This is a genomic window from Actinomyces sp. AC-20-1 (genome assembly GCF_023369555.1).
GTDB lineage: Bacteria > Actinomycetota > Actinomycetes > Actinomycetales > Actinomycetaceae > Actinomyces.
In genome coordinates this window covers 1-26291 of record NZ_JACJVC010000017.1, presented here as the reverse complement: position 1 = coordinate 26291, position 26291 = coordinate 1, and the positions used below count along the sequence as shown (strand labels likewise).

The window sequence follows — 26291 nt, the reverse complement described above, 5'->3', positions numbered from 1 at the left end:
TGCGACGGCTCCAGGAGGACCTGTCCGGCCTCAGCCTGCCCTACGCGCTCACGGGGGCGGAGGCCGCCGCCCGCACGGCCCGCCTCCTGGGCGACCAGCTCGGCGACTACGTGCTGCCGCGCCTGCGGGCGATGGACGCGCCCCTGCTCGCCGTCGTCGGCGGCTCCACGGGTGCGGGCAAGTCCACCCTCGTGTCCTCGCTCGTGCGCCGCCACGTGGCCGTGTCCTCCGCCATCCGTCCGACGACGTGCCGCCCCCTGCTGCTGCACGCCACCGGCGACGGGCCCTGGTTCGAGGACGGGCGCGTGCTCGGCTCGCTCGCCCGCACGTGCGTCGCCGAGACGGCCCCACCCACCTCCGCGGGCGCCCGTACGTCCCGCGGGCTCGAGCTGCGCGCCTGCTCCACCGTGCCGCAGGGCCTGGCCCTGCTGGACGCGCCCGACGTCGACTCCGTCGTCGACGACAACCGCGAGCTCGCTGCCACGCTCCTGGCGGCCGCCGACCTGTGGGTCTTCGTCACCACCGCCTCCCGCTACGCCGACGCCGTCCCCTGGGAGCACCTGCGCGCGGCCGCCGCACGCGAGGTCGCCACCGCCATCGTCCTCGACCGCGTGCCCGCGGGCGCCGCCGAGGCGGTCGTGGCGGACCTGCGTCGCCGGCTCGACGCCGCGGGCCTGGCCTCCTCGCCCGTCTTCGTCGTCCCCGAGACCGCGCTCAAGCCCAGCGGTCTCCTGCCGGACGAGCACGTGGCGCCGCTGCGCCACTGGCTGGGAGCCCTGGCGGCCGACGCCTCCGCCCGGGGCGAGGTCGCTCGCCGGACCCTCACCGGGGCCCTCGGCTCGGTCCTGGACGGGGTGGACGGTCTCCTGGAGGCGGTGCGCGCCCAGGACGCCGAGCGCGACCGCCTGGCCGCGGCCGCCACCGCGGCCCACGCCGAGGCGCTTGAGCGGGCCACCGCGGCCACGGCGGACGGCTCCCTGCTGCGCGGCGAGGTGCTGGCCCGCTGGCAGGAGCTCATCGGGACGGGGGGAGCTCCTGCGCGGGCTCGAGTCGCAGGTCGGTCGCTTGCGCGACCGCTTGGTCTCCGCCGTCCTGGGGCGACCGGCCCCGGCCGAGCGCGTCGAGGAGGCCATCGAGTCCTGCCTGGCGGGCCTGCTGCTCAGCGAGGCCCAGCGGGCGGCCCTGGAGACCGAGCGGGCCTGGAGACGGGCCGGCAGCGCTGCCCGGCCGCTGTCGGCCGCCCTGTCCGCGCTGCCGCCCGAGGCCGAGCGCGCCCGGCGGGCCGAGGACCTGGTGCGCTGCTGGCAGGGCGACGTCCTCGACATGGTCCGGGCCGAGGGGGCGGACAAGCGCCTGGGCGCGCGCCTGCTGTCCCTGGGCGTCAACGGCGTCGGTGTCGCCCTCATGGTCATCGTCTTCGCCCACACCGGCGGCCTCACCGGCCTGGAGGTGGGGGTCGCGGGCGGCACCGCCCTGGTGGCGCAGCGCCTGGCCGCTCTCGTCGACGTCCTCGTGTGGGTCCTGGACCCCGAGAAGTACGCCGACGCCGTCATCCACCACGACTTCATCGCCCCCATGGCCGAGCACGCGACGGTCGCCGTCGTCGCCCTCAACCAGGTGGACCGCCTGGACGCCCACGAGCGGCGCCAGGCCGTGCGCGACCTCACCCGCCTGCTCGCTGCGGAGGGGCTGGACGGCGTCGACGTGGTCGAGGTCAGCGCCCGCACCGGTGAGGGTGTGCAGGAGCTGCGCTCACGCATCCGGCAGGTCGCCGGGTCCGAGGACGTCAGTGCCCGGCGCCTGACCGCCGACACCCGCACCCTGGCGGCCAGGGCGCGCGACTACCTCGAAGGGCAGGTCCCGGAGCGCAGGGACCCGCCGACGGCGATGCTCTCGCCGTGCTGGAGGAGGCGGCCTGCCGTGCCGTGGGCACCCAGCGCGTCGCCCGGGCCGTGGAGGAGTCGATGCGCCTGGAGGCCACCCGCCGTGTCGGCTGGCTGCCGGTGCGCTGGGCGGCGCGCCTGCGCGCTGACCCGCTGCGCCGGCTGCACCTCGACGGCTCGGTGACGCAGCGACCCCTGCCCGCGGGAGAGCAGACCCCGGTGGCCCGGACCGGCCTGCCGACGGCGGCCGGGGACCCCGCCCTGCGAGCGGCCGCCCACGGCTACGTGGCGCGCCGCTCACGCGCCCTGCCCCAGGAGGCCCGGGACCGGGCCGTCGAGCGCTGCGGCACCCGGGTGGAGGAGATGGCGGACCGGCTCGACGCCGCGGTCGCGCGCACGGACCTGGAGCAGGGGCGGCACCCGCGCTGGTGGGCGCTCGCCCACGGCCTCCAGGTGCTCCTGGCGCTGGCGGCGCTCGTCGGCGGGGCGTGGCTCGTGGCCCTGCACGTCATGAGCCGCTACCTGCTGCTGGAGGTGGACCCGCCGCGCTGGGGCCTCGTGCCCTGGCCACCCCTGTTGCTGCTGGCCGGCCTGGCCGCTGGGCTCGTGGTGGGCTGGGCGGGCGCGCTCCTGGCGCGCGTGGGCGCCGCCAGGCGCCGTGCGCGCGTGCACCGGCGTCTGCGCGAGACGGTGGCGCAGGTGGTGGGGCTCACGCTGGTCGGGCCGCTGGAGGAGGACCTGGCGCGTCTCGAGGAGGTCAGAGCCCTGCTGGCGCGCCTGCGCTGACGGGCCCGCGCGGGACCGTGACGGCGTCCGCGAGGGCGCTGCCGACGCCCTGGTAGACGTTGATGACGGTGTCGACACCGCGCTCGTGCATCTCCAGCGCCTCGTCGTCGAAGCGTGCGACGGCGACCACCTCACCGGCGAAGCCGTGGCGCTCGATCCAGTCGAGGACCTGCAGGTTCGCCCCCGGCTCCGGCATGGCCAGGACCGCGGTGCGCACCTCCCCGGCCCCCAGCCGCAGCCAGAAGTCGGTGTCGGTGGCGTCGCCCTCGATGATGTTGAGGCCGAGGGCCGCGAGGTCCTGGACCTTGTCCGTGTCGGAGTCGACGGCCAGGACGGGCAGCGGGGCGTCCTCGCCGTGGCGGGGGATCTGGGAGACGAGCCGGTGGTAGGTGCTGCGCCCCACGCGCCCCATGCCGAAGACGACGACCTCCACGCCGGTGAGGTCCACGGGCGCCTCGGCGGGGTGCAGGTCGTCGGGGGCGTGGTCCGGCAGGGCGTGGGAGAACAGCCGCACGAGGCGCCCGGGGCGGTTGTTGACGACGCTGGCGAGGATGAAGGAGCCGGCGACGGCCAGGGACAGGGCCTGGAGCCACTCGCTGCCCAGCAGGCCCTGGGTGACGCCCACGCCGGCGACGACGAGCGCGAGCTCGGAGTAGGAGCCGACGGCCAGACCGGTGAGGACGGCGCTGCGGTGGCGCAGGCGCATGGCCCACAGCACGCCCGTGTAGACCGCTGAGCGCAGGGGGACCATGGCGATGAGGGCGAGCCCCATGAGCAGGGCCCCCGTGCCGGGCAGGCCGGCGGTGCCGATGGAGACGAAGAAGGCGACGAGGAAGAGCTCTTGGACCGGGCGGAAGGACTCGGCCAGGTTCCGCGAGCTGGGGTGGGAGGCGAGCAGAGCGCCGACGACGAGGGAGCCGAGGGTACCAGGCAGGCCGACGATCTCGAAGAGCTCGTAGCCGGGCAGGAGGGCGACCGTGATGCCGAACAGGGTGTACATCTCGCGGTGGGAGATACGTGAGAGCACCCAGCCGGCGAGGTAGCGGCCCGGCCACAGGAGCACGAGCAGCAGCGCCCAGGGGCTGGGGGCCTGGCCGGAGATGAAGATGAGCAGGACGATGGAGGCCGTATCCTGCAGGATCGAGGTGCCCACCGCGATGCGCCCGTAGTGGGCGGACCCGTCGTCGCGCTCCTCGAGGATCTTCATGATGACGATGGTGGAGGAGGAGGCGAGGGCGAAGCCGATGACGAGGGCGGCGCCCCAGCCGGCGGTGTGGCCGACGTTGACGCCGACGACGAGGGCGAGGATCCCGACGGCGAGGGTGGTGAGGGCGGTGAGGGCGACCATGGTGACGGCTGCGGTGCCGGAGACGACCCGTCGTGACAGGGCACGGGGGTCGAGATCCAGGCCGATGGAGAACAGCAGGAGCGCCGCGCCGAGGTCCCCGACGGTGCTGATCCAGGTGAGCTCGGGCACGCCGGCCGCGCCCAGGACGAAGCCCGCGGCGATGTAGCCCACGAGCGGGGGCAGGCGCAGAAGCGCGGCGGCGAAGCCGAGCAGGATGACGGTGAGGAGGTAGGCGGCTGCGGTCATGGGTCCTTCCGAGGGGCTGGTTGCCGTGGCGCGGTCTGGGTGGCTCAGCCGGTGGCTGGCTCAGGGGCGGGCTGGTGCACGTGAGGGGGGCCGGCAGGCGGGACGGGCTGGTCGTGGGTGTCGGGGTCGAGGGCCTCGACGGCCTCGGCGAGGGAGGTGCCCAGCCCGTCGTAGACGTTGATGACGACGTCGACGCCCCGGGCGCGCAGCTGCTCGGCCTCGTCGTCGTAGCGGGCGATGGCGAGGACGCGGCCGGCGAAGCTCGTGCGGCCCAGCCACTCGACGACGTGGAGGTTGGCGCCCGGGTCCGGCATGGCGAGGACGGCCTTGGTGGCGTGCACGGCGTCCAGGCGCTCCCAGAACTCCTGGTCGGTGGCGTCGGCCTCGAGGACGTTGTAACCCTTGGCGGCGAGCTGGTCCACCTTGCTGGCGTCGTTGTCGATGCCGAGGACCCCGTGGGCGCCGTTGGCGTACAGGCGCGCGTAGGTGGCGCGGCCGATGCGGCCCATGCCGAAGATGACGGTCTGGACGCCGGTGAGGTCGAGGGTGCGCTCCTCGGGGTGGAGGGTGCTGGTGGGGCGTCGGGGGATGAGGTGGGTGATCCAGGTGATGAGGGCGGCGGGACGGCGGTTGACGACGGCTGAGAGCACGAAGGACAGGGCCAGGGCGAGCGAGACCACGGCGGTCCACTCGTGACCGAGGACCTCGTGGTCCACGGCGACGGCGACGACAATGAGCGCGAACTCGGAGTAGGCGGTCATGGCCAGGCCTGTGAGGGCGCTCGTGCGCCGTCGCATGCGCAGCGCGCGCACGGTTGCCGTGTAGACGACGGCCCGCAGGGGGACGAGGACGAGCAGGACGCCGGCGAGGACGAAGGCGCCGGCGCCGGGGACGCCGTCCATGCCGATGGACAGGAAGAAGCCGACGAGGAGCAGCTCCTTGATGGTGAACAGGGAGCTGGAGAGCTCCTTGGCGGCAGGGTGGGAGGCCATGAGGGCGCCCATGACCAGGGCTCCGAGGCCGCCGTCGATGCCGAGGGCGTCGAAGAGGAGGTAGCCGGGCAGGAGCGCGACGGCGATGCCGAACAGGGTGCGCATCTCGCGGTGGTCGATGCGGTTGAGGACCAGGCCCAGGAGCTTGGCCCCGGGCCACAGCAGGACGAGCGCCAGCCCCCAGGGGCTCGGGGTGCGCTCCGAGGCGAAGGTCATGTAGACGACGGCGGCGATGTCCTGGACGACGAGGGCGCCGATGGCGATGCGCCCGTACAGAGAACCGGTGTCGTCGCGCTCCTCCAGGAGCTTGATGACGACGACGGTTGAGGAGAAGGACAGGGCGAAGCCCAGCAGCAGGACCCCCGTGGGAGTGACCGTGTCCACCTGGAGACCCAGCAGGAGCAGCCCGCCGATGACGACGGAGCCGAGGCCGGTGAGCAGGACCATCGTGGTGACGGCGGTGCCGAAGACCTCGCGTCGCATGAGGATGCGCAGGTCCAGCTTGAGGCCGATCATGAACAGGAGGATGGCGACGCCGACGTCGCCCATGACCTCCACGACGGGCAGGGCCGGCAGGTTCGAGGAGCCGATGACGAATCCTGCGATGAGGAAGCCGACGAGGGGAGGCAGGTGCAGGAGGGTGGCGGCGAAGCCCAGGACGACGACGGCGAGGAGGTAGAGGGCTGGGGTCACGGGTGTGCCTCTCGTGCCGGGCCGGCGTCAGTCGTGCATGGTGTCCGGCCGGTGCAACACGAAGGGCGTCGCTGTTATTCCCCCGTGCTCCCAGGTGCTCCTGCCGCTGCCCTGCGGCGTCCTGCTCCCGGGCGGTGGGCACGGGGCCAGTACGGGTGTGGGCCGGCGCCTCCAGGTACCGGCCCACACCCTCAGGTCACGCTCTGCGCGCTCGTCTCACCAGCGGTCGTTGTCGCGGCGGAAGCCACCGCGCCCGCCGTCGCGCCCGCCGCGGAAACCGCCACGGTCGTTGTCGCGGCGGAAGCCACCGCGCCCGCCGTCGCGCCCGCCGCGGAAGCCGCCACGGTCGTTGTCGCGGCGGAAGCCACCGCGCCCGCCGTCGCGCCCGCCGCGGAAACCGCCACGGTCGTTGTCGCGGCGGAAGCCACCGCGCCCGCCGTCGCGCCCGCCGCGGAAACCGCCACGCTCACCGTCACGATCGAAGCGAGGACGCTCGGTACGGCGCTGCTGGCGCTCGGAGGACGGGTTGTCGGAGCCGTCCCAGCCGTGGCCCGGGCCCTCGTCGAGGTGGATGCGCATCTCGCGCCCGCCGAAGGTCGCGTGGCCCATGGCCTCGAGCTGCTCCGCGGACAGGGGCGTGTGGATCTCCACGAGGGAGAAGGACTGGAGGATGTCGATCTTGCCGATGTCGGAGCCGGAGATCCCGCCCTCGTTGGCCAGAGCGCCGACGATGGCACCGGGCAGGACACGGTCACGGTGACCGACCTCGACCCGGTAGACGGTGCCGGTGCCGTCCTCGTGCCGACGGCGGCCACCACGGGCGGCGCCGGGCTTGCCGTCAGGACGCTCACCGCGCCCGCGGCGGTCATCGCGGTCCCGCCCGCCCTCGAAGGAGGCCGAGACGAAGGTGCCCTCGGAGTCCACGGTCTCCTCACGGCGCACGCGCTGACGCGGCTCGTCCTTGCGCTCCTTCCAGGTCCTGGGCCCCTCATCGCCCACGGCGAGGGCCAGCAGGGTCGCGGCCAGGTCCTCGACCTCGATCTCGAGCTCGGCGGCCCGGCCGGTGACGAGCTCGGTGTACATCTCGAGGCGGCCGCGCTCGAGCCTCGCCGCGGCCTTGTCCAGCAGCCGGCCCGCGCGGTGGCGCGAGACGTCGGCCGGGGATGGCAGGGTGATCTCCTCCAGGCGGGTGCCGGTCAGACGCTCGATCTGGCGGAGCTTGCCCTTCTCCTTGGGGGTGAGGAAGGTGACGGCCTCACCGTGGCGGCCGGCGCGGCCGGTGCGACCGATGCGGTGCACGTAGGCCTCGGCCTCACGGGGCACGTCGAAGTTGACGACGAGCCCGATGCGCTCGACGTCGAGGCCGCGGGCGGCGACGTCGGTGGCGACGAGGACGTCGAGGGTGCCCTGGCGCAGGCGCTCGACCAGGCGCTCGCGCTCGCGCTGGGGCACGTCACCGCTGATGGCCGCGGCCTGGATGCCCCGGCCGGCGAGCTCGATGGCGACGTCCTCGGCCGTGGACTTGGTGCGCACGAAGACGATGGCGGCGGCCGCGTCGGTGACGGCCAGGACGCGCGAGACGGCCCCGATCTTGTGACGGAAGGGCACGACCGCGTAGGTCTGGTGGACGGTGTCCACGGTGGAGGACTGGCGCGAGACCTCGATGCGCTGGGGGTCGGTGAGGTGCTGGCGGGCGACGGCCTGGATGGCCGGCGGCATCGTCGCGGAGAACAGGGCGGTGCGCCGCTCGGCCGGCAGGGAGGAGGCGATGGTCTCCACGTCCTCGGCGAAGCCCATGCGCAGCATCTCGTCGGCCTCGTCCAGGACGAAGAAGCGCACGTCCTCCAGGCGCAGGGCGCCCTTCTCGATGAGGTCGATGACGCGGCCCGGGGTGCCGACGACGACTTGCGCGCCGCCCTTGAGGGCACCGATCTGCGGGCCGTAGGGGGCGCCGCCGTAGACGGCGACGACGTCGAGGCCGCGTGAGCGCTGGGCCATGTCGGTGATGGCGTCGGCGCTCTGGATGGCGAGCTCACGGGTGGGCGCCAGGACGAGCGCCTGGACCCTGCCGTCGCGCGAGTCGATGGCGTCGAGCAGGGGCAGGCCGAAGGCGGCGGTCTTGCCGGTGCCGGTCTGGGCGACACCGACGACGTCGCGCCCACCGAGCAGCACGGGGATGGCCTCGCGCTGGATGGGGGTGGGGGTGGTGAAGCCCATGTCCGTGACGGCCTTGAGCAGGTCGGCGGGCAGGCCGAGGTCGCTGAAGGTGGCCTCCTCCGGGGCCTTGTGGGGCGCGGCCTCGTCGTCCTCGTCCTCGCCGTCGTCGACGAAGGGGGCGTGGCCATCGACCTCCTCCTCGTCCAGGTCCTCGGAGCCGTCGTCCTCCTCGACGTCCTCCTCGTCCTCGGGGTCGTTCTCCTCCAGGGCGAGGGCGGCGGCGGTGTCGACGTCGTCCTCCTCGTCCTCGTGGTCGACGTCCTCCGGGTCCTCGGGGGAGTCGGAGGAGGCCGGGGTCTCGAAGGAGGAGGCGGACTCGAAGGACCCGGCGGAGGCGGCCGGGGCCGCGTCGGCGGGAGAGGCGACCTCCTCGCCGTGGCCGACCTCGGCCTCGAAGAGGGCGTCGAGGCTCAGGGGCCCGTCAGAGGACGCAGTGCTGCCAGTGGTCTCAGTGCTCATTGGTGTTGTTCCCGTATCCGGTCCGGTGAGGACCTGTCGCGGAGTGTGGGGGAGGCTCGGTCGGCCCACCTCTTGCCGTACCGCACCCACCACACTCGCCCTGCACCTGGCTCGACACGGTGGTCGACGGCGGCTGACGGGCTTCACGCACAGACTCACGGGGACTGCCGGGCCGCCGGTGGCGGCGCAGCCCCGAACGGGGTTCACAGCACGGATCGCTCCTGGTCCCACTATATCGGCCGTGCCTGTGCCTCGAGGCGGCCGACCCGGCGTGACGTCGCAGGTCACACGTGATCCCGCTCTCCTGGCGGCTCGTCACCCGGGCGCGCGTACTATCGGCGGCGGCGCCCGCCCGTCTCGCGGTGCGCCCCGCCGGGCGCCGGGACCACGCGCCCCCAACGGAAGGACCACAGCACCCATGCTGCGCACCCGCCACGCAGGATCCCTGCGCGTCGCCGACATCGGCTCGACCGTCACCCTCACCGGCTGGGTGGACCGCCGCCGCGACCACGGAGGCGTCGCCTTCATCGACCTGCGTGACGCCTCCGGCATCGCCCAGGTCGTCATCCGTGAGGAGGTCGCCCACGACCTGCGCTCGGAGTACGTGCTGCGCGTGACCGGCGAGGTCACCCAGCGCCCCGAGGGCAACGCGAACCCCCAGCTGCCCACCGGCGAGGTGGAGGTCGTCGTCAGCGACATCGAGATCCTCAACACGGCGGCCGCGCTGCCCTTCCAGGTCTCCGACCACGCCGAGGACTCGGGCCAGGTGGGTGAGGAGGCGCGCCTGCGCTACCGCTACCTCGACCTGCGCCGCTCGCCCATGCAGCACGCCATCCGCCTGCGCTCGAAGGTCTCGCAGGCCGCGCGCAGGGTCCTGGCCCAGCACGACTTCGTCGAGGTCGAGACCCCCACACTCACCCGCTCGACCCCCGAGGGCGCCCGTGACTTCCTCGTCCCGGCACGCCTGGCCCCCGGTTCCTGGTACGCCCTGCCGCAGAGCCCCCAGCTCTTCAAGCAGCTGCTCATGGTCGCCGGCATGGAGCGCTACTACCAGATCGCGCGCTGCTACCGCGACGAGGACTTCCGGGCGGACCGCCAGCCCGAGTTCACCCAGCTCGACATCGAGATGTCCTTCGTCGAGCAGGAGGACGTCATGCAGGTCGCGGAGGACGTCCTCAAGGAGGTGTGGGCCCTCATCGGCCACGACCTCGCCACCCCCATCCCGCACATGACGTACAAGGACGCCATGGAGCGCTACGGCACGGACAAGCCGGACCTGCGCTTCGGCCTCGAGCTCGTCGAGCTCACCGACTACTTCAAGGACACGACCTTCAGGGTCTTCCACAGCGAGTACGTCGGCGCCGTCGTCATGCCCGGTGGCGCCTCGCAGTCGCGCCGCACCTTCGACGCCTGGCAGGACTGGGCCAAGCAGCGCGGCGCCAAGGGCCTGGCCTACGTCACCGTCTCCGAGACCGGCGAGCTCGGCGGCCCCGTGGCCAAGAACATCACCGACGCCGAGCGCGCGGGCCTGGCCGGGGCCACGGGCGCCCAGCCCGGTGACGCCATCTTCTTCGCCGCCGGCGCCACCGACGCCGCGCGGGCCCTTCTGGGCGCGGCGCGCCTGGAGATCGGCAGGCGCTGCGGCCTCATCGACGAGGACGCCTGGTCCTTCGTGTGGGTCGTCGACGCGCCCCTGTTCAAGCCCTCAGCGGCGGCGAAGGAGGAGGGCGACGTGGCGCTGGGCAAGTCGCCCTGGACAGCCGTGCACCACGCCTTCACCTCCCCGAAGCCCGAGTGGCTCGACACCTTCGACCAGGACCCGGGGCACGCCCTGGCCTACGCCTACGACATCGTGTGCAACGGCAACGAGATCGGTGGCGGCTCGATCCGCATCCACCGCTCCGACGTCCAGAAGCGCGTCTTCGACGTCATGGGGATCGGGGAGGAGGGGGCCCAGGAGAAGTTCGGCTTCCTGCTCGACGCCTTCAAGTACGGTGCCCCGCCGCACGGCGGCATCGCCTTCGGCTGGGACCGCATCGTCAGCCTGCTCACGCACGCGGACTCCATCCGCGACGTCATCGCCTTCCCCAAGTCCGGTGGCGGCTACGACCCCCTGACCGAGGCGCCCGCCCCGATCACGGCGGAGCAGCGCAAGGAGGCCGGCGTGGACGCGGTCGTCGGCGAGGAGGCCGCCTCCCAGGCGGGCTGAGGCCCGGTCCCAGCCCCCAGACATGGTGGTGCCCCGGCGGCCGTCACCGGCAGCCGGGGCACCACGTGCGTGAGGGCGGGCAGAGCTCGGTCAGGACCCTGCGTCAGGCCGCGTGGGTGCAGGTCGCGCAGGTGCAGTCCTCGCACACGCAGGACGAGCAGGAGTCCGTGCAGTGCTCGCAGGAGCACGTGGCGTGGTTGCAGGTGGGGCAGGTGCAGTCGGCGCAGTCGCAGGCCGCGCAGACGTCGGTGCAGTCGGCGCACTCGCACACGGTGCACTCGTCGTAGTGGCCGCCGTCCTCGCGGTGGGCGTGGCCGTCGTGGAGGTAGTCGACGTGGTCTCCGTGGATGACGGCCAGGTGCCCGCAGCTGGGGCCGTGGGTGTGGGCGTGGGCCTCGGCGGGGTGGTGCGTGAGGGTCGCGGTCATGGGTGCCTCCGTGTGGGTGTGAACGGGTGCTGCGTGGTGCTCGTCCCGGCGGGGCGGCCTCCGTCAGCGGAATTGCCACAAGAATAGAGAGGAATGCCGCAGGAATACAAAGATGAAAATGATTCCATCTCCATTTCCGCAACGAAAACCATTCTTGCTCAATAATGGTGCGGAAATGAGAACCGGAGTCATCCGCACACGGGTGCGCACGGCCCGCGCCCGGGGCACAATGTGCCCATGTCGCGCTACATCGAGCTCCACCCCGCCAACCCCCAGGCCCGTCTCGTCGACAAGGTCGTCGACGTCATCAAGGACGACGGCCTCATCGCCTACCCCACCGACTCGGGCTACGCGCTGGCCTGCGCCCCCGGCAACAAGGAGGGCCTGGACCGCATCCGCCAGATCCGCCAGCTCTCCGACAAGCACAACTTCACCTTCGTCTGCGCCGACTTCGCCCAGGCGGGCCCCCTGGCCATCGTCGGCAACAACGCCTTCCGCCTCATCAAGCGACTGACCCCCGGCCCCTGGACCTTCATCCTCAAGGGCACCAAGGAGGTCCCGCGCATGACCCTCAACCCGAGGAAGCACACCCTCGGCGTGCGCATCCCGGACCACGCCATCACCCAGGCGCTCGTCGCCGCCTACGGCACGCCCCTGCTGTCCTCCACCTTCATCCGCCCCGGCAACGAGGTCCCCGAGACCAGCGGCTGGGAGATCGAGGACGCCCTCGGGCACCTCATCGACGTCGTCATCGAGGGCCCCGTCGGCTCCACCGAGCCCACCACCGTCCTCGACCTCACCCAGGACGTGCCCGAGGTCGCCCGCGAGGGCGCGGGGGACACCAGCCTCCTGTGAGGGAGGCCTCAGGCCCGGGAGGACACCTCCCCGGGCTCCTCCTCGGCGCTGGCGCCGGCACGCGGCACCGACACCAGCGGCTCGGCCAGCCCGTAGCGCTCGACGAAGGGCACAAGCCACCTCGGCAGCCACCAGTTCCACTCGCCCAGGAGGGACATGGCCGCCGGCATGAGCAGCAGGCGCACCACCGTCGCGTCCACCGCCATGAGCACCGCCAGAGCCAGCGCCACCTGGGCGACGATGAGCAGGTCGGCACTGATGAAGCTGAGGAACACGACGATGAGGACGGCCGCCGTCGTGCTCGTCAGACGGCCCGTGTGCTGCATCCCGGCCTCAACGGCCCCGACGTCGTCGCCCGAGCGCCCACGGTGGGCCGCCACCCGGTCCAGCAGGAAGAGGTCGTCGTCCGTCACCAGCCCCAGCCCGATGCCGATGACCACCGCGACGGCGTAGGCCTCCACACCGCCCAGCGGCTCGACCCCCAGGAGCCCCGCCAGGTGCCCCTCCTGGAACACCCACGTCACCACCCCGTAGCTCGCCAGCACCGACATCGTGTTGACCAGCAGCGTCTTGACCGGCACCACGAGCGAGGCCGTCGTCAACAGCATGAGGACGATGAGCACGAGGGAGAAGACGACGACCACCCAGGGCAGCGCGCCCGTGATCGCGTCCTGCAGGTCCACCTGGGCCGCCGCCTGGCCCGTGACCCACATGTCCGCCGGGGCCGCCAGGGCCCGCACCGCCCGCACGGCCGCCTCCGCCCCGGTGGTGGCGCCCTCGCCCTCCAGCTCGAGGTAGACCACCGTGTACTCGCCCGCCGTCGCGGTGCGCAGGATCGAGGTCACGCCCTCGGCGTGGGCCACCTGGCTGTTGATGAAGGCGGTGACGCGCTCCCCGGCCTGCGCCAGCACCACGGTCGCGTCCGCGTCCTGCGCCGCCGGGTAGGAGCTTGCCAGCGTGTCGAGGTAGACGGCCTGGTCGGAGGAGGCCGGCAGGAGCTCCTCGTCGGAGACGAGCACGTGCAGGTGACGGGCCGGGGAGGCCAGCACCACCAGGATGACGAGGGAGACCGCCAGCGCCACCCAGGGCACCCGCTGGACGAGCCCGACCGCGCGGGAGAACACGCCCCGCTCCCGCGCGGCGTCCCCGGCCCACGAGCGCAGGCGCCGCAGGGCCTCCACGCGCCGCAGGGGGGAGGGGCGGTGCAGGCGCCGGCCGACCAGCGCCACCAGCGCCGGCGCCAGGGACAGGCACACGGCGGTGGCGATGACGACGGCGGCGATCCCCGCCCGCGCGATGGCGCCCAGGACGTCGGTGCCGATGAGTAGCAGCCCCAGCAGGGCCACGACCATCGTCAGCGACGCGAACAGGATCGTGCGGCCCGTGCTCATGAGCGTCAGCGCCACCGCCTGCGTCACGGGGGAGGAGCGGCGGCGCCGACGACGCTCCGCTCGCCCCGCCCGGCCCCGCGCCACGGGCGAGTCCGCCCCCTCGCCCTCGCGCAGGCGGGCCAGCTCCTCGCGGAAACGCGTGGTGAGGACGAAGCCGTAGTCCGTGGCCAGCGCCAGGGCGATGATCGCCGTCACCGACAGGACGAAGGCCGGCAGCTCGACGAGCAGGCTCAGCACCCACAGGGCGCCCAGGCTCACCATGAGGGTCGTCACCGCCGTGGCCACGGGCACCAGCGCCGGCAGGACGGCCCCGAAGACGAGGACCATGAGGAGCAGGACGAGGGGCAGCGCGATGAGCAGGCCGACGAGCACGTCCCGCCAGGCCTGGTCGATGACGGCCCGCTCGCGCAGCCCCTCGTGGGAGACGATGCCCGAGGCGCCCGGGCTCACCGCGGCCAGCTCGCCGGGGACCTGCTCGAGCCTGGCCTGGACGCGCGCGACCGCCTCGGCGAGGTCCCGCGCGTACTCCTTGTCGTCCTCGTCGGCCACCTCGGTGCCGTTGGGGTCCACGGTCACCACCATGAGGAACCCGTCGCGGTCCTTGGAGGCCAGCACCTGGGCGGCCGGCTCCTCGAGCATGCCGGGCACGACGAAGGGGTCGAGCACGTTCGTCTCGCCGGCGACGGCCACGAGGTCCTTGTGCGCGTCCTCGAGGGCGGCGGCCACCGCCTCCTGACGCGCGGGCGTGGAGATGTCGACCCCGGTGACGAGCAGGGTCACGGTCCGGCCGTCGCCCGACAGGGCCGCGATGATCTCCTCACCCTCCTTCGACTCGCTCCACCCCGGCGCGCCGGTGCCGCCGACCAGGCGGCTCGTGAGCGAGCCGGCCCCCAGGCCCGAGGCGGCGACCGCCAGCGCCACGAGCGCGACGAGCACCCACGAGGCGACGACGACGGAGGCGTCCTTGACGACGCGTCGGGAGAGCCAGTGGAGCACCCGGCCATTGTTGCAGACCCCGCCGTGGGCGCCCGGCCCCGGCGCGCGGGCGGCAGGGCGCCGTCGCCGGGCCGGTGGGCCGGGTGCCCGGCCGCGCTAGGATCCGCGCGTGGACCTCTTCGACAGCGTCGGCACGGATGACGTCGGCCTGCCCGTGGACGCGCACGCGCCCCTGGCGGTGCGCATGCGCCCACGCAGCCTCTCCGAGGTGCTGGGCCAGGACCACCTGCTCACGCCGGGCTCCCCCCTCCAGCGTCTCGTCTCACCCGGCGACCCCGGCTCCGGGCAGGGCGCCGGGGTCTCCTCCGTCATCCTGTGGGGGCCGCCCGGCACCGGCAAGACGACCCTCGCCTACCTCGTCGCCCGCGGCAGCGGCCGGCGCTTCGTCGAGCTCTCGGCGGTCACCGCCGGGGTCAAGGACGTGCGCGCCGTCGTCGAGGAGGCACGACGGCGGCTGACCGGCTCCGGGGAGGAGACCGTCCTCTTCGTCGACGAGGTCCACCGCTTCTCCCGCTCCCAGCAGGACGCCCTGCTGCCCAGCGTCGAGAACCGCTGGGTCACGCTCATGGCCGCCACGACCGAGAACCCCAGCTTCTCGGTCGTCTCCCCGCTGCTGTCGCGCTCCCTGCTGCTCACGCTCCACCCGCTGGGGGCCGACGACGTGCGCGCGCTGGTCGACCGGGCCGTCGCCGACCCGCGGGGGCTGGGAGGGCGCGTGAGCCTCGAGGACGACGCCCGCGAGCAGATCGTGCGCATGGCCGGCTCCGACGCCCGCAAGTCCCTCACCGTCCTGGAGGCCGCGGCCGGCGCCGTCCTCGCCTCCGCCCCGCACCGGGCGGAGGCCGCCGACCGCCCGGCCGACGCGGCCGTGCCGCCGGCCCCGGCCATCACCCTGGTCGACGTCGAGCAGGCCGCCGACGTCGCCGCCGTGCGCTACGACCGCCAGGGCGACCAGCACTACGACGTCATCAGCGCCTTCATCAAGTCCATGCGCGGCTCCGACCCCGACGCCACCCTGCACTACCTCGCCCGGATGCTCGCCGCCGGGGAGGACCCCCGCTACATCGCCCGCCGCATCACCATCCACGCCGCCGAGGACGTGGGCCTGGCCGACCCCACCGTCCTGTCCACCGCGGTCGCCGCCCAGCAGGCCGTCGCCCTCATCGGCATGCCCGAGGCCCAGCTCGTCCTGGCCCAGGCGGCCCTCGCCGTCGCCACCGCACCGAAGTCCAACGCGGTGACCCTCGGCATCTCACGCGCCGCCGCCGACGTCGCCGCCGGCAGGGCGGGACAGGTGCCCGCGCACCTGCGCGACTCCCACTACGCCGGCGCCCAGCGCCTGGGGCACGGCGTCGGCTACCGCTACCCCCACGACCACCCGCACAGCGTCGTCGCCCAGCAGTACCTGCCCGACGAGCTCGCCGGGCGGCGCTACTACGAGCCCACCTCCAACGGCTTCGAGAAGCAGGTCGCCACCCGCCTTGAGGCCGTGCGCCGGATCCTGGAGGGCGGGCCCGCCCGATGAGCACCCGAGCACCCGCCGGGCGCCCAGCGGGGCGCACCACCCTGCTCGTGCTCGCCACGGGCCTGGCGGCCGGCCTCCTCGCCGGCCTGTTCGGCGTCGGCGGAGGCCTCGTCATCGTCCCCGCGCTCATGAGCGTGCTCGGCATGGACCAGCGGCGGGCCGCCGCCACCTCATTGGCCGCCATCGTCGTCACCGCCGCCGTCGGCACCGTCTCCTACGCCCAGCGCGGGCAGGTGTCCCCGGCGGCCTTCGCCATCGTCTGCGCGGGCTCCCTCGCCGGGGCGCCACTGGGGACCTGGCTGCTGCGCAGCCTGCCTCACCGGGTCCTGCCGTGGGTCTTCGTCGGCTTCACCCTCGTCGTCATCGCCTCCCAGCAGCTGCAGGCGCCGGTGCGCGAGACCGGGCTCGTCCTCGACCCGCTGCGCGGCACCGGCCTCGTCGCCGTCGGGGTGGTGGCGGGGGTCCTGGCCGGGCTGGTCGTCGTGCCCGGCCTGCAGGTCGTCACCGGCGTCGGCGACCTCATGGCCCGCGGGACCTCCCTGCTCGTCATGATCCCCACCGCGGCGGCCGGTACCTGGTCCAACCTGCGCCACGGCGCCGTGGACCTGCGCGCCGGCCTGCTCGTCGGCGCGGCCGCCGTCGTGGCCGCACCGCTGGGCACCCGGGCGGCCGCCGCCCTGAGCCCCGCCGCCGGCAACGCGCTGTTCAACGTCTTCCTCGTGTGCGTCGTGCTCAACGTGCTCGCCACGGAGCGCGCCCGCCAGCGCCAGCAGGTGCGCGACGCCCTCGACGACGGCCCCACCGGGGCCTGAGGAACCGGTCACACGGGCCGGTCGCGGCTCGCCGGACGGGGCGGTCAGCCGCTAGTGTTCCCGAGTTGCCGCCGTGCGGGCACCCACCCGTGCACGGCACCCCTGGGGTCCTGGCCCGTCCACGTGGCTGACCCCGCGCCCCGGGCACCCGCACGGGGCGTGCGATCACTCCGACAGGAAGAAGAGACGAGCATGAGCTCCTCCCGCTCCCGCCGCCAGGTGCGCCTCTCGCGCGCCCTCGGCATCCCGCTGACCCCCAAGGCCGTGCGCTACTTCGAGAAGCGCCCCTACGGCCCCGGCGAGCACGGCCGCGCCCGCCGCCGCACCGAGTCCGACTACGCCGTGCGCCTCAAGGAGAAGCAGCGCCTGCGCGCCCAGTACGGCATCCGCGAGGCCCAGCTCCAGCGCGTCTTCGAGGAGGCCCGCCGCGAGAAGGGCCTGACCGGTGAGTCCCTGGTCGAGCTGCTCGAGATGCGCCTGGACGCCCTCGTCCTGCGCTCCGGCTTCGCCCGCACCATCGCCCAGGCCCGTCAGGACGTCGTCCACCGCCACATCCTCGTGGACGGCAAGGTCGTCGACCGCCCCTCCTACCGTGTGAGGCCCGGCCAGACCATCCAGGTCCGCCCGCGCTCCCAGGTGATGGTCCCCTTCCAGATCGCCGCCACCGGCGCCCACCGCGACGTCCTGCCGCCCGTGCCGGACTACCTCACCGTCGAGATCGAGAAGCTCACCGCCACCCTGGTGCGCCGTCCCAAGCGCGACGAGGTCCCCGTGACCTGCGACGTCCAGATGGTCGTCGAGTACTACTCGCGCTGACCCTCCCAGGAGACAGCCGCCGGGACGCCCCGCACCGCACGCCGGTGGGGGGCGTCCCGCTTACCAGGCCGAGCGGGGTAGTCTCGCCCCGGTCCTGCCGCGTGGGCGCCAGCGACGCGGCCCGTGCGGGCACCGCCCTGCCCGCGCACTCACCCACGCACCCGACTCAGGAGCAAGAACAGCACATGCGCACCTCAGAGATCCGCTCCCGCTGGCTCGACTACTTCGCGGCGAACGGTCACGAGATCCGCCCCTCGGTCTCCCTCGTCTCCCCGGAGCCCTCCATCCTGTTCACCGTCGCCGGGATGGTCCCCTTCATCCCCTACATCCTCGGCACCGAGCCGGCCCCCTGGCCCACAGCCGCCAGCGTGCAGAAGTGCATCCGCACCAACGACATCGACAACGTCGGCCGCACCACCCGCCACGGCACGTTCTTCCAGATGAACGGCAACTTCTCCTTCGGGGACTACTTCAAGGAGGGGGCCATCCAGCACGCCTGGGACCTGCTGACCGGCCCCGTGGGCGAGGGCCGCTACGGCCTCGACGGCGACCGCCTGTGGATGACCATCTGGGAGAAGGACGACGTCTCCTGGGACTACCTCACCCGCACCCTCGGCGTGGACCCCGCCCACGTCCAGAAGCTCCCCTTCGAGGAGATCTCCTGGTCCACCGGCCAGCCCGGCCCCGCCGGCGCCTGCTGCGAGATCCACTACGACCGCGGCCCCCAGTACGGGCCCGACGGCGGGCCCCTGGCCGACACCCAGGGCGACCGCTTCCTCGAGATCTGGAACCTCGTCTTCGACGAGTTCATCCGCGGCGAGGGCCAGGGCCACGACTTCGAGCTCGTCGGCAAGCTCGACCAGACCGCCATCGACACCGGCGCCGGTCTTGAGCGCCTGGCCTTCGTCCTGCAGGACAAGCCCAACATGTACGAGATCGACGAGGTCCACCCCGTCATCGCGGCCGCCGAGGTCATGAGCGCCAAGACCTACGGCCGCGGGGCCGCGGGCCCCAGCGCCGGCGCCGACTACGAGAACGACGTGCGCATGCGCGTCGTCGCCGACCACGTGCGCAGCGCCCTCATGCTCATCGGCGACGGCGTGCGCCCCGGCAACGACGGGCGCGGCTACGTCCTGCGCCGCCTCATCCGCCGGGCTGTGCGCTCCATGCGCCTGCTCGGTGTGGAGGAGGCCGCCATGCCGACCCTCCTGACCGCCTCCAAGGACGTCATGCGGCTGTCCTACCCCGAGCTCGAGGAGCGCTGGTCGCAGATCTCCGAGGTCGCCTACGCCGAGGAGGACGCCTTCCGCCGCACCCTGGCCGCCGGCACCACCATCCTCGACACCGCGGTCGCCCGGGCCAAGGCCGCCGCCTCCACCACGGGGGGCAGGGCCGTCGTGCCCGGATCGGTCGCCTTCGAGCTGCACGACACCTCCGGCTTCCCCATCGACCTCACCCTCGAGATGGCCGCCGAGCAGGGCGTCGCCGTCGACGAGGACGCCTTCCGCGCCCTCATGACCGAGCAGAAGGAGCGCGCCCGCGCCGACGCCCGCGCCAAGAAGACCGGGCACGCCGACATCCGCGCCTTCCAGGACATCGAGAAGGCCATGGGGGGCGGCTCCACCTTCCTGGGCTACACCGAGTCCGCGGCCGACGCCGTCGTCACCGGCCTGCTTGTCGACGGCGTGCCCCAGCCCGCCGCCACCGCCCCCGCCGAGGTCGAGGTCATTCTCGACCGCACCCCCTTCTACGCCGAGATGGGTGGCCAGCTCGCCGACCACGGCGCCATCCGCCTGGCCGACGGCGGCGTCGTCGAGGTCACCGACGTCCAGGCCCCCATCAAGGGCCTGACGGTGCACCGCGGCACCCTCACCGAGGGCACCCTCGCCGTCGGGGAGAAGGCCTACGCCGAGATCGACACCGCCCGCCGCCTCGCCATCGCCCGCGCCCACACCGCCACCCACATGGTCTACGCGGGACTGCGCCGCGTCGTCAACGAGCACGCCGACCAGGCCGGCAGCGAGAACTCGCCCTCGCGCCTGCGCTTCGACTTCCGCCACGGGGCGGCCCTGTCCAGCGCCCAGCTCAACGACATCGAGGAGCTGGTCAACACCACGCTCGCCCAGGACCTCGAGGTCCGCACCGACGTCATGAGCCTCGACGAGGCCCGCGCCCAGGGCGCCATCGCCCTCTTCGGCGAGAAGTACGGCCAGCTGGTGCGCGTGGTCACCATCGGAGACGGCTTCGACCGCGAGCTGTGCGGTGGCACCCACGTGGCCACCACCGGACGCATTGGCCGTGTCGCCCTGCTGGGCGAGTCCTCCATCGGCTCCGGCGTGCGGCGCATCGACGCCCTCGTCGGCGACGGCGCCTACGGCTACCAGGCCAAGGAGCACGCCCTCGTCTCGCGCCTGTCCACCCTCGTCGGCAGCCGCGCCGAGGACCTGCCCGAGCGCATCGAGTCCCTCATGAGCCGCCTGAAGGACGCCGAGAAGAGGCTCGCCCAGGCCGAGCAGGCCGCCATGGTCGCCAAGGCCGCCGAGGTCCTCGGCGGTGTCGCGAAGGTCGGGCAGTACCGCCTCGCCGCCGCGAACCTCGGCACCGTCGGCTCCGGCGACGCCCTGCGCAGCCTCGTCCTCGACGTGCGCGAGCGCCTGGGCGAGGCCGAGCCCGTCGTCGTCGCCGCCATGGGGGTCGTCGGCGAGCGCCCGCTCGTCGTTATCGCCACCAACCAGGCCGCCCGCGACGCCGGCGCCAGGGCCGGGGACCTCGTCAAGGCCGCCGCCACGGCCCTTGGCGGCGGCGGAGGAGGCCGGCCCGACCTCGCCCAGGGCGGTGGCCAGGACGCCACCCGCCTGCCCGAGGCGATGGCCGCCGTCACCCGCGCGCTGGGCGCGTGAGCCGACAGCCCACCATGCGCTCCGGCGCGAGGCTCGCCTTCGACGTCGGCACGGCCCGCGTCGGCGTCGCCCGCTGCGACGCCGACGCGATCCTCGCCGTCCCTGTCAGCACCCTGAGCCGGGACCGCTACGGCGCCGACCTCGACGAGGCCGCCGACCTCGTCGAGGAGCACGCGGCCGTCGAGGCCGTCGTCGGCCTGCCCCGGCAGCTGGCCGGAGGCTCCTCCTCCTCCACCAGGGACGCGCGCCGCTGGGCCCGCCGGCTCGCCTCGCTCATCACCCCCGTGCCCGTGCGGCTCGTGGACGAGCGGATGACCACCGTCACCGCGCAGCAGGCGCTGCACGCCTCAGGACGCCACGCGAAGGACTTCCGCGCCGTCGTCGACCAGGCCGCCGCCGTCGTCATCCTCGAGCACGCGCTCGAGACCGAGCGCCGCACCGGCTCACCCGCGGGCGAGCTCGTCGTGCCGACCCGGGCAGGACGCCCATGAGCCGCGACGACTTCTACACCGAGATCATCGGCCCGTCGGCGCCGCCGCCCTCCGGCACCCGACGCCGCCGCCTGCGCCGGGCCGTGCTCGCCGCCCTGCTCATCATCGTGCTCGCCGCCGCCGGCCTGCTCAGCGTCAAGGCCCTGCGCAGCGCGCAGGACGCCCGCCCCGGGCAGACGGCCGTCTCCGACTACAGCGGCACCGGCCACGGCAGCGTCGTCGTCACCATCCCGGAGGACGCCTCCGGCGACGAGATCGCCCGGATCCTCACGCAGGCCGGCGTCGTCGCCACCGCGGACGCCTTCACACAGGCCTACGCGGCCAACGTCAACGCCTCCAGCATCCAGGCCGGCACCTACACGCTGCGCCTGGGCATGTCCGCCGCCAACGCCGTCGCCGCCCTGCTCGACCCGGCCTCCCGCGCCGACCACACCCTCACCATCCCCGAGGGCAGCACACGCGACCAGGTCAAGGAGCGCCTCATGAGCGTGGGCGGCTTCAGCGAGGCCGAGGTCGAGACCGCCTTCGCCGACGCCCAGGCCATCGGCCTGCCCGAGACCGCCGGCGGCCAGGTCGAGGGCTGGCTCGCCCCCTCCACCTACGACATCGCCGAGGACGCCACCGCCACCGACGTCGTCGCCACCATGGTCTCGCTCACCCTGAGCCGTCTGACCCGCCTGGGCGTGGAGCCGGCCGACTACCAGCAGGTCCTCACCAAGGCCTCGGTCGTCGAGCACGAGGTCGCCTCCAGCACCTACTACGGGCAGGTCGCCCGCGTCATCGAGAACCGCCTGGCGGACACCGACGGCGAGACCGCGGGCCGGCTCCAGATGGACTCCACCGCCCTGTACGGCCTGGGCCGCACCGGAGGCATCCTCACGAGCGACGAGATGCTGGACAAGAGCAACCCGTACAACACCTACGAGCACGCGGGCCTGCCCCCGACCCCCATCTCCAGCCCCGGCGAGGCGGCTCTCGCCGCCGTCGTCGACCCGCCCCAGGGACAGTGGCTCTACTTCGTCACCGTCAACCCCGAGACGGGCGAGACGCTCTTCGCCTCCACCCCCGAGGAGCAGCAGGCCAACACCGAGCGGCTCATGGCCTACTGCGAGGAGCACGAGGCCATGTGCTCCACGGGGTCCGGGTCATGAGCGCCCGCCAGAGGGCCGCCGTCATCGGCCTTCCCGTCGCCCACTCGCTCTCCCCGGTCCTGCACCGTGCTGCCTACAGCGCGCTCGGCCTGGACGGCTGGCAGTACGAGCGCCGTGAGACGCGCCCCGAGCAGCTGGGCCCCCTGCTGGCCGAGCTCGCCGCACCCGCCGGGCCCGGTCCCGTCTGGGCGGGACTGAGCGTCACCATGCCGCACAAGCAGGCGCTGCTCACCCGCCTCGACGCACTCGATCCGCTCGCGCAGACCGTCGGCGCCGCCAACACCGTCGTCGCCCAGCGCTCCGGCCGCGGCCCCGCCCTGCTCACCGGCTTCAACACCGACGTCGCCGGGATCGTCGGCGCCCTGCGCGAGGCCGGCAGGTACCGGCTCCCGGACCCCGCCGACCTCGCCGACGCCACGGCGCTCGTCCTGGGCTCGGGCGCGACCGCCTGCTCGGCGCTGGCCGCGCTCACCGAGCTCGGCGCCGGACGCATCGTCGTCGCCGCGCGCAGCCACGCCGGGCCGGGACGGGCACTGGCCGCCGCCCACCGCATGGGGCTGGAGGTCGAGGCCGTCACCTGGCGCCCCGGGGACCCCGCCTCCGACGCCGCCGTGGCCGGAGCCATGAGCGGGGCCGACCTCGCGGTCTCGACACTGCCCGCGCACGGCCCCGACCTCCTCGCACCCCTGGTCCGCCGGGTGCGTCCCGGCGCGCCCCTGCTCGACGTCACCTACGAGCCCTGGCCGACGGCCCTGGCCGCCGCCTGGCAGGAGGCCGGTGGCCTCATCGTCCCCGGCTGGCTCATGCTCCTGCACCAGGCCGTGCCGCAGGTGCGCCTCATGACAGGCATGACGCCCGATGTCGACGCCATGCGCACCGCCCTGCTCCGGGCCCTGGCCCGCCGCTGAGCCCCAGGCACCCTCTCACGGGCCGGAGCGCCACGGGCCAGGCCCACGGCCGTGTGGGATGATCGGCGCCATGCTTCGATGGATGACCGCCGGCGAGTCGCACGGCGAGGCCCTGACCGCCCTCATCGAGGGGGTGCCCGCGGGCGTGGAGATCACCAGCGAGGACGTCAGCGCCGCCCTCGCCCGACGTCGCCTGGGCCACGGGCGCGGAGCGCGCCAGGTCTTCGAGCGCGACGAGCTCACCCTCCTGGGCGGTGTGCGCCACGGGCGCACCATCGGTAGCCCCATCGCCATGAGGATCGGCAACTCCGAGTGGCCCAAGTGGTCCACCGTCATGAGCGCGGACCCCGTCGACCCGGCCGCCCTGCTCATCGACGCCGGCACCGGTGACGAGCGGGAGGTCGCCCGCAACCGGCCGCTCACCCGCCCCCGGCCGGGCCACGCGGACCTGCCGGGCCTGCTCAAGTACGACCTGGCCGACGCGCGTCCCGTCCTCGAGCGCGCCTCCGCCCGCGAGACCGCCGCCAGGGTCGCCCTCGGCGCGGTGGCCGAGGCCCTGCTCGAGCAGGTCGCCGGCACCCGCCTGGTCAGCCACGTCCTGCGCGTCGGCTCCGTCGCCCTGCCCGACGACGCCCCCCGGCCGGGCCCCCAGGACGAGCAGCGCCTGAGCGCCGACCCCGTGCGCTGCGCCGACCCCGCCGTGAGCGCCGCCATGGTCGCCGAGATCGACGCCGCCCGCAAGGCCGGTGACACCCTCGGCGGCGTCGTCGAGGTCATCGCCACCGGGGTGCCCATCGGCCTGGGGACCCACGTGGACTCCTCGCGCCGCCTCGACGCCCGTCTGGCCGCCGCCGTCATGGGCATCCAGTCCGTCAAGGGAGTCGAGATCGGGGACGGCTTCGCCGAGGCGGCCCGCCGGGGCTCCCAGGCGCACGACGAGATCCTGTCCGTCAGCAGCGGGCGGGTCGAGCGCGCCACCAACCGCGCCGGCGGCATCGAGGGCGGCATCTCCAACGGCTCGGCCGTCGTCGTGCGCGCTGCCCTCAAGCCCATCTCGACTGTCCCGCGCGCCCTGCGCACCGTGGACCTCGCCACGGGCCAGGAGGCCACCGGCCTGCACCAGCGCTCCGACACGACGGCCGTCGTGCCCGCGGCCGTCATCGCCCAGGCGATGGTGGCACTCGTGCTCGCCGACGCCCTGCTGGAGAAGACCGGGGGCGACAGCGTCGCCGAGTGCCGCCGCAACCTCGACGCCTACCTCGCCCGCGTGGCCGAGCGGACCCGCTGGTGAGAGGGGCACGAGCATGAGCACCACCGCACCCGCGACCGCGCTGCGAGAGCACCTGCCGCTCGTCCTCATCGGCCTGCCCGGCGCGGGCAAGACCACCGTCTCCCGCCTGCTCGCCCGCGCCCTGCGGGCCGCCTCGGTGGACCTCGACGCCGAGGTCCGCCGCCGCTCGCGCATGAGCGTGCCCGAGATCTTCGAGGCCGAGGGGGAGGAGGGCTTCCGCGACCGGGAGACGGCGGCCCTGCGCTCACTGCTGGGCGGGGCGGCCACGACGGCCAGCGTCATCGCCCTGGGCGGAGGGGCCGTGCTGCGCCGGGCCAACCGGGACATGCTCTCCGGCCGCACGGTCGTGCACCTGTCCGTCACGCCCGCCACCGCGGCCGCCCGGGTCGGTGACGGCAGCGGCCGTCCCCTCATGGCGGGTCCGCAGGCACCCGGGCCGCAGGACGGCGGTGACCGCGCCGGGGCCGTGCTCAGCCGGATGGAGCGGCTGGCCGCCGAGCGCTCGGCCCTGTACGAGCAGGTCGCCACCCTCACCGTCGTCGCCGACGACCTCACGCCCGAGGCTGTGGCCGAGGAGGTCCTGCGCCGGCTGGGGCACCCGACCGCCCCCGCAGACGCCCCGACCGCCCCCGCGGCCGGTCCCGACGGCCTCGTCACCGTGAGCGTGGGCGGCGCGCGCCCCTACGACGTCGTCATCGGCCGGGACCTGGCCCGCTGCGTCACCCGGGCCGTGGACGCCTCACCCGGGCACGGCGCCGGAGGGGTCGCGATCGTCCACGCCGACGTGCTGGACGAGCGGGCCCGCGCCCTCGAGGCGGCCCTGGCGGCCGACGGGACACGGGTCACCCGCGTCACGGTGCCCGGGGGGGAGGCCGCCAAGCGCACCGCCGTCCTCGACCGGGTGTGGCAGGCCCTGGGGGCCTTCCGCATGGGGCGCGACGGCTGCGTCGTCGCCCTGGGAGGCGGCGCCACCACGGACCTCGCCGGCTTCGCGGCCGCCACCTGGCTGCGGGGCGTGAGCGTCGTCCAGGTCCCCACGACGCTGCTGGCCATGGTGGACGCCGCCGTCGGCGGCAAGACGGGCATCGACACGGCCGCTGGGAAGAACCTCGTGGGCGCCTTCCACCCGCCCGCCGCCGTCGTGTGCGACCTGGAGGCCCTGGCCACCCTGGGCACCGAGGACCTGCGCGCGGGGCTCGGCGAGGTCGTCAAGTGCGGTCTCATCGCCGACCCCGCGATCCTCGATCTCGTGCTCGGCTCGCCGGGCGCCGACCTCCTGAGCCCGGGCTCCGCCGTGCTGGCCGAGCTCGTCGCGCGCTCTGTGTCCGTCAAGGCGAGGGTCGTCGGCGAGGACCTCACCGAGGCGGGGCTGCGGGAGGTCCTCAACTACGGGCACACCTACGCCCACGCCGTCGAGACCGTCACCGGCTACGCCTGGCGCCACGGTGAGGCGGTGGCCGTCGGCTGCGTCTTCGCCGCCGAGGTCGCGCACCGCGGCGGACGCATCGGCGCCGACCTGCTCGAGACCCACCGCCGGGCCCTGGCCGCGGCGGGCCTGCCGGTCTCCTTCCCCGAGGGCGCCGGCCGCTACGAGGAGCTGGCGCAGGTCATGCTCTCGGACAAGAAGGTCCGCTCCGGGCGCATCCGCATGGTCCTGCTCGACGGCCTCGCCCGGCCCGTGCGGGGCGTCGAGCCGGACGAGGCGCTCCTGCGGGCCGCGCACGCGGCCGTCACCGGCGAGGGGCGGCAGGAGCCGTGAGCACGCTCAGCCCAGCGGAGCCCGGCGGCCCGGCCGGTCCTGACAGCGCTGCGGCCGGCGCCCCGGTCCCCGCGGCACCGGCCGCAGCGGAGGGCGGGATCGTGCTCCTCGGCGCCCCCGGCGCGGGGTGCAGCAG

General features: G+C 74.2%; 18 protein-coding genes and 1 pseudogene. 14 read left to right on the top strand and 5 right to left on the bottom strand.

The window, feature by feature from the left end:
- Nucleotides 1–131: 131 nt before the first annotated feature.
- The 3 genes and pseudogenes from H6X67_RS12030 to H6X67_RS09445 all read left to right on the top strand — a co-directional run.
- Nucleotides 132–503, top strand: a pseudogene (locus H6X67_RS12030) (GTPase family protein); the annotation flags it as partial.
- A gap of 562 nt (nucleotides 504–1065) precedes the next feature.
- Nucleotides 1066–2067: a P-loop NTPase family protein gene (locus H6X67_RS12025; protein ID WP_306468442.1), complete on the top strand. Its 1002-nt coding sequence runs from the start codon at nucleotides 1066–1068 to the stop codon at nucleotides 2065–2067.
- On the top strand, nucleotides 1965–2669 hold the full coding sequence (locus H6X67_RS09445; protein WP_249367547.1) for a hypothetical protein: 705 nt from the start codon (nucleotides 1965–1967) through the stop codon (nucleotides 2667–2669). The genes H6X67_RS12025 and H6X67_RS09445 overlap by 103 nt, the downstream gene beginning before the upstream one ends.
- Here H6X67_RS09445 and H6X67_RS09440 read toward each other — a convergent pair.
- The 3 genes from H6X67_RS09440 to H6X67_RS09430 form a co-directional block, all read right to left on the bottom strand.
- On the bottom strand, nucleotides 2641–4263 hold the full coding sequence (locus H6X67_RS09440) for a cation:proton antiporter domain-containing protein (RefSeq protein ID WP_249367546.1): 1623 nt from the start codon (nucleotides 4261–4263) through the stop codon (nucleotides 2641–2643). The genes H6X67_RS09445 and H6X67_RS09440 overlap by 29 nt on opposite strands.
- A 44-nt stretch (nucleotides 4264–4307) precedes the next feature.
- Nucleotides 4308–5948 carry a cation:proton antiporter domain-containing protein gene (locus H6X67_RS12020; protein WP_249367545.1) on the bottom strand — a complete coding sequence of 547 codons (1641 nt, stop codon included), beginning with the start codon at nucleotides 5946–5948 and terminating at the stop codon, nucleotides 4308–4310.
- Nucleotides 5949–6164: 216 nt separating this feature from the next.
- Nucleotides 6165–8624: a DEAD/DEAH box helicase gene (locus tag H6X67_RS09430; protein ID WP_249375277.1), complete on the bottom strand. Its 2460-nt coding sequence runs from the start codon at nucleotides 8622–8624 to the stop codon at nucleotides 6165–6167.
- A 418-nt stretch (nucleotides 8625–9042) separates the two neighbouring features.
- Here H6X67_RS09430 and aspS point away from each other — a divergent pair, with 418 nt between their 5' ends.
- The gene (aspS, locus tag H6X67_RS09425) at nucleotides 9043–10833 is read left to right on the top strand and encodes an aspartate--tRNA ligase (RefSeq protein ID WP_249367543.1); all 1791 of its coding nucleotides are present in this window, start codon (nucleotides 9043–9045) and stop codon (nucleotides 10831–10833) included.
- 103 nt (nucleotides 10834–10936) lie between these two features.
- Here aspS and H6X67_RS09420 read toward each other — a convergent pair whose 3' ends face one another.
- Nucleotides 10937–11260, bottom strand: coding sequence for a hypothetical protein (locus H6X67_RS09420; protein WP_249367542.1), 324 nt, complete (start codon nucleotides 11258–11260; stop codon nucleotides 10937–10939).
- 237 nt (nucleotides 11261–11497) lie between these two features.
- Between H6X67_RS09420 and H6X67_RS09415 the strand changes: the two genes are divergently transcribed.
- Nucleotides 11498–12115, top strand: a complete 618-nt coding sequence (locus H6X67_RS09415) for an L-threonylcarbamoyladenylate synthase (RefSeq protein ID WP_249367541.1) — start codon at nucleotides 11498–11500, stop codon at nucleotides 12113–12115.
- Between the two features lie 8 nt (nucleotides 12116–12123).
- On the opposite strand, the gene H6X67_RS09410 is transcribed toward H6X67_RS09415, so the two are convergent.
- On the bottom strand, nucleotides 12124–14502 hold the full coding sequence (locus H6X67_RS09410; RefSeq protein WP_249367540.1) for an MMPL family transporter: 2379 nt from the start codon (nucleotides 14500–14502) through the stop codon (nucleotides 12124–12126).
- Nucleotides 14503–14611: 109 nt separating this feature from the next.
- On the opposite strand from H6X67_RS09410, the gene H6X67_RS09405 reads away from it, so the two are divergent.
- From H6X67_RS09405 to aroB, 9 genes are all read left to right on the top strand, one after another.
- On the top strand, nucleotides 14612–16027 hold the full coding sequence (locus H6X67_RS09405; RefSeq protein ID WP_249367539.1) for a replication-associated recombination protein A: 1416 nt from the start codon (nucleotides 14612–14614) through the stop codon (nucleotides 16025–16027).
- A complete protein-coding gene (locus tag H6X67_RS09400; RefSeq protein ID WP_249367538.1) occupies nucleotides 16024–16839 on the top strand; it encodes a sulfite exporter TauE/SafE family protein in 816 nt (271 codons plus the stop codon). Before H6X67_RS09405 ends, H6X67_RS09400 begins: the two co-directional genes overlap by 4 nt.
- Nucleotides 16840–17031: 192 nt before the next feature.
- Entirely contained in the window at nucleotides 17032–17655 is a 624-nt protein-coding gene (rpsD, locus tag H6X67_RS09395; RefSeq protein ID WP_249367537.1) for a 30S ribosomal protein S4, read from the top strand.
- Nucleotides 17656–17840: 185 nt separating this feature from the next.
- Complete coding sequence (gene alaS / locus H6X67_RS09390) at nucleotides 17841–20555, top strand: alanine--tRNA ligase (protein ID WP_249367536.1); 2715 nt, start codon at nucleotides 17841–17843, stop codon at nucleotides 20553–20555.
- 14 nt (nucleotides 20556–20569) lie between these two features.
- The gene (ruvX, locus tag H6X67_RS09385) at nucleotides 20570–21046 is read left to right on the top strand and encodes a Holliday junction resolvase RuvX (protein ID WP_249367552.1); all 477 of its coding nucleotides are present in this window, start codon (nucleotides 20570–20572) and stop codon (nucleotides 21044–21046) included.
- Nucleotides 21043–22197: an endolytic transglycosylase MltG gene (gene mltG, locus H6X67_RS09380; RefSeq protein WP_249367535.1), complete on the top strand. Its 1155-nt coding sequence runs from the start codon at nucleotides 21043–21045 to the stop codon at nucleotides 22195–22197. Before ruvX ends, mltG begins: the two co-directional genes overlap by 4 nt.
- Nucleotides 22194–23105 carry a shikimate dehydrogenase gene (locus tag H6X67_RS09375; protein WP_249367534.1) on the top strand — a complete coding sequence of 304 codons (912 nt, stop codon included), beginning with the start codon at nucleotides 22194–22196 and terminating at the stop codon, nucleotides 23103–23105. Before mltG ends, H6X67_RS09375 begins: the two co-directional genes overlap by 4 nt.
- A 70-nt stretch (nucleotides 23106–23175) precedes the next feature.
- Nucleotides 23176–24396: a chorismate synthase gene (gene aroC / locus H6X67_RS09370; RefSeq protein ID WP_249367533.1), complete on the top strand. Its 1221-nt coding sequence runs from the start codon at nucleotides 23176–23178 to the stop codon at nucleotides 24394–24396.
- Between the two features lie 13 nt (nucleotides 24397–24409).
- Entirely contained in the window at nucleotides 24410–26155 is a 1746-nt protein-coding gene (gene aroB, locus H6X67_RS09365) for a 3-dehydroquinate synthase (RefSeq protein ID WP_249367532.1), read from the top strand.
- Nucleotides 26156–26291: the final 136 nt, after the last annotated feature.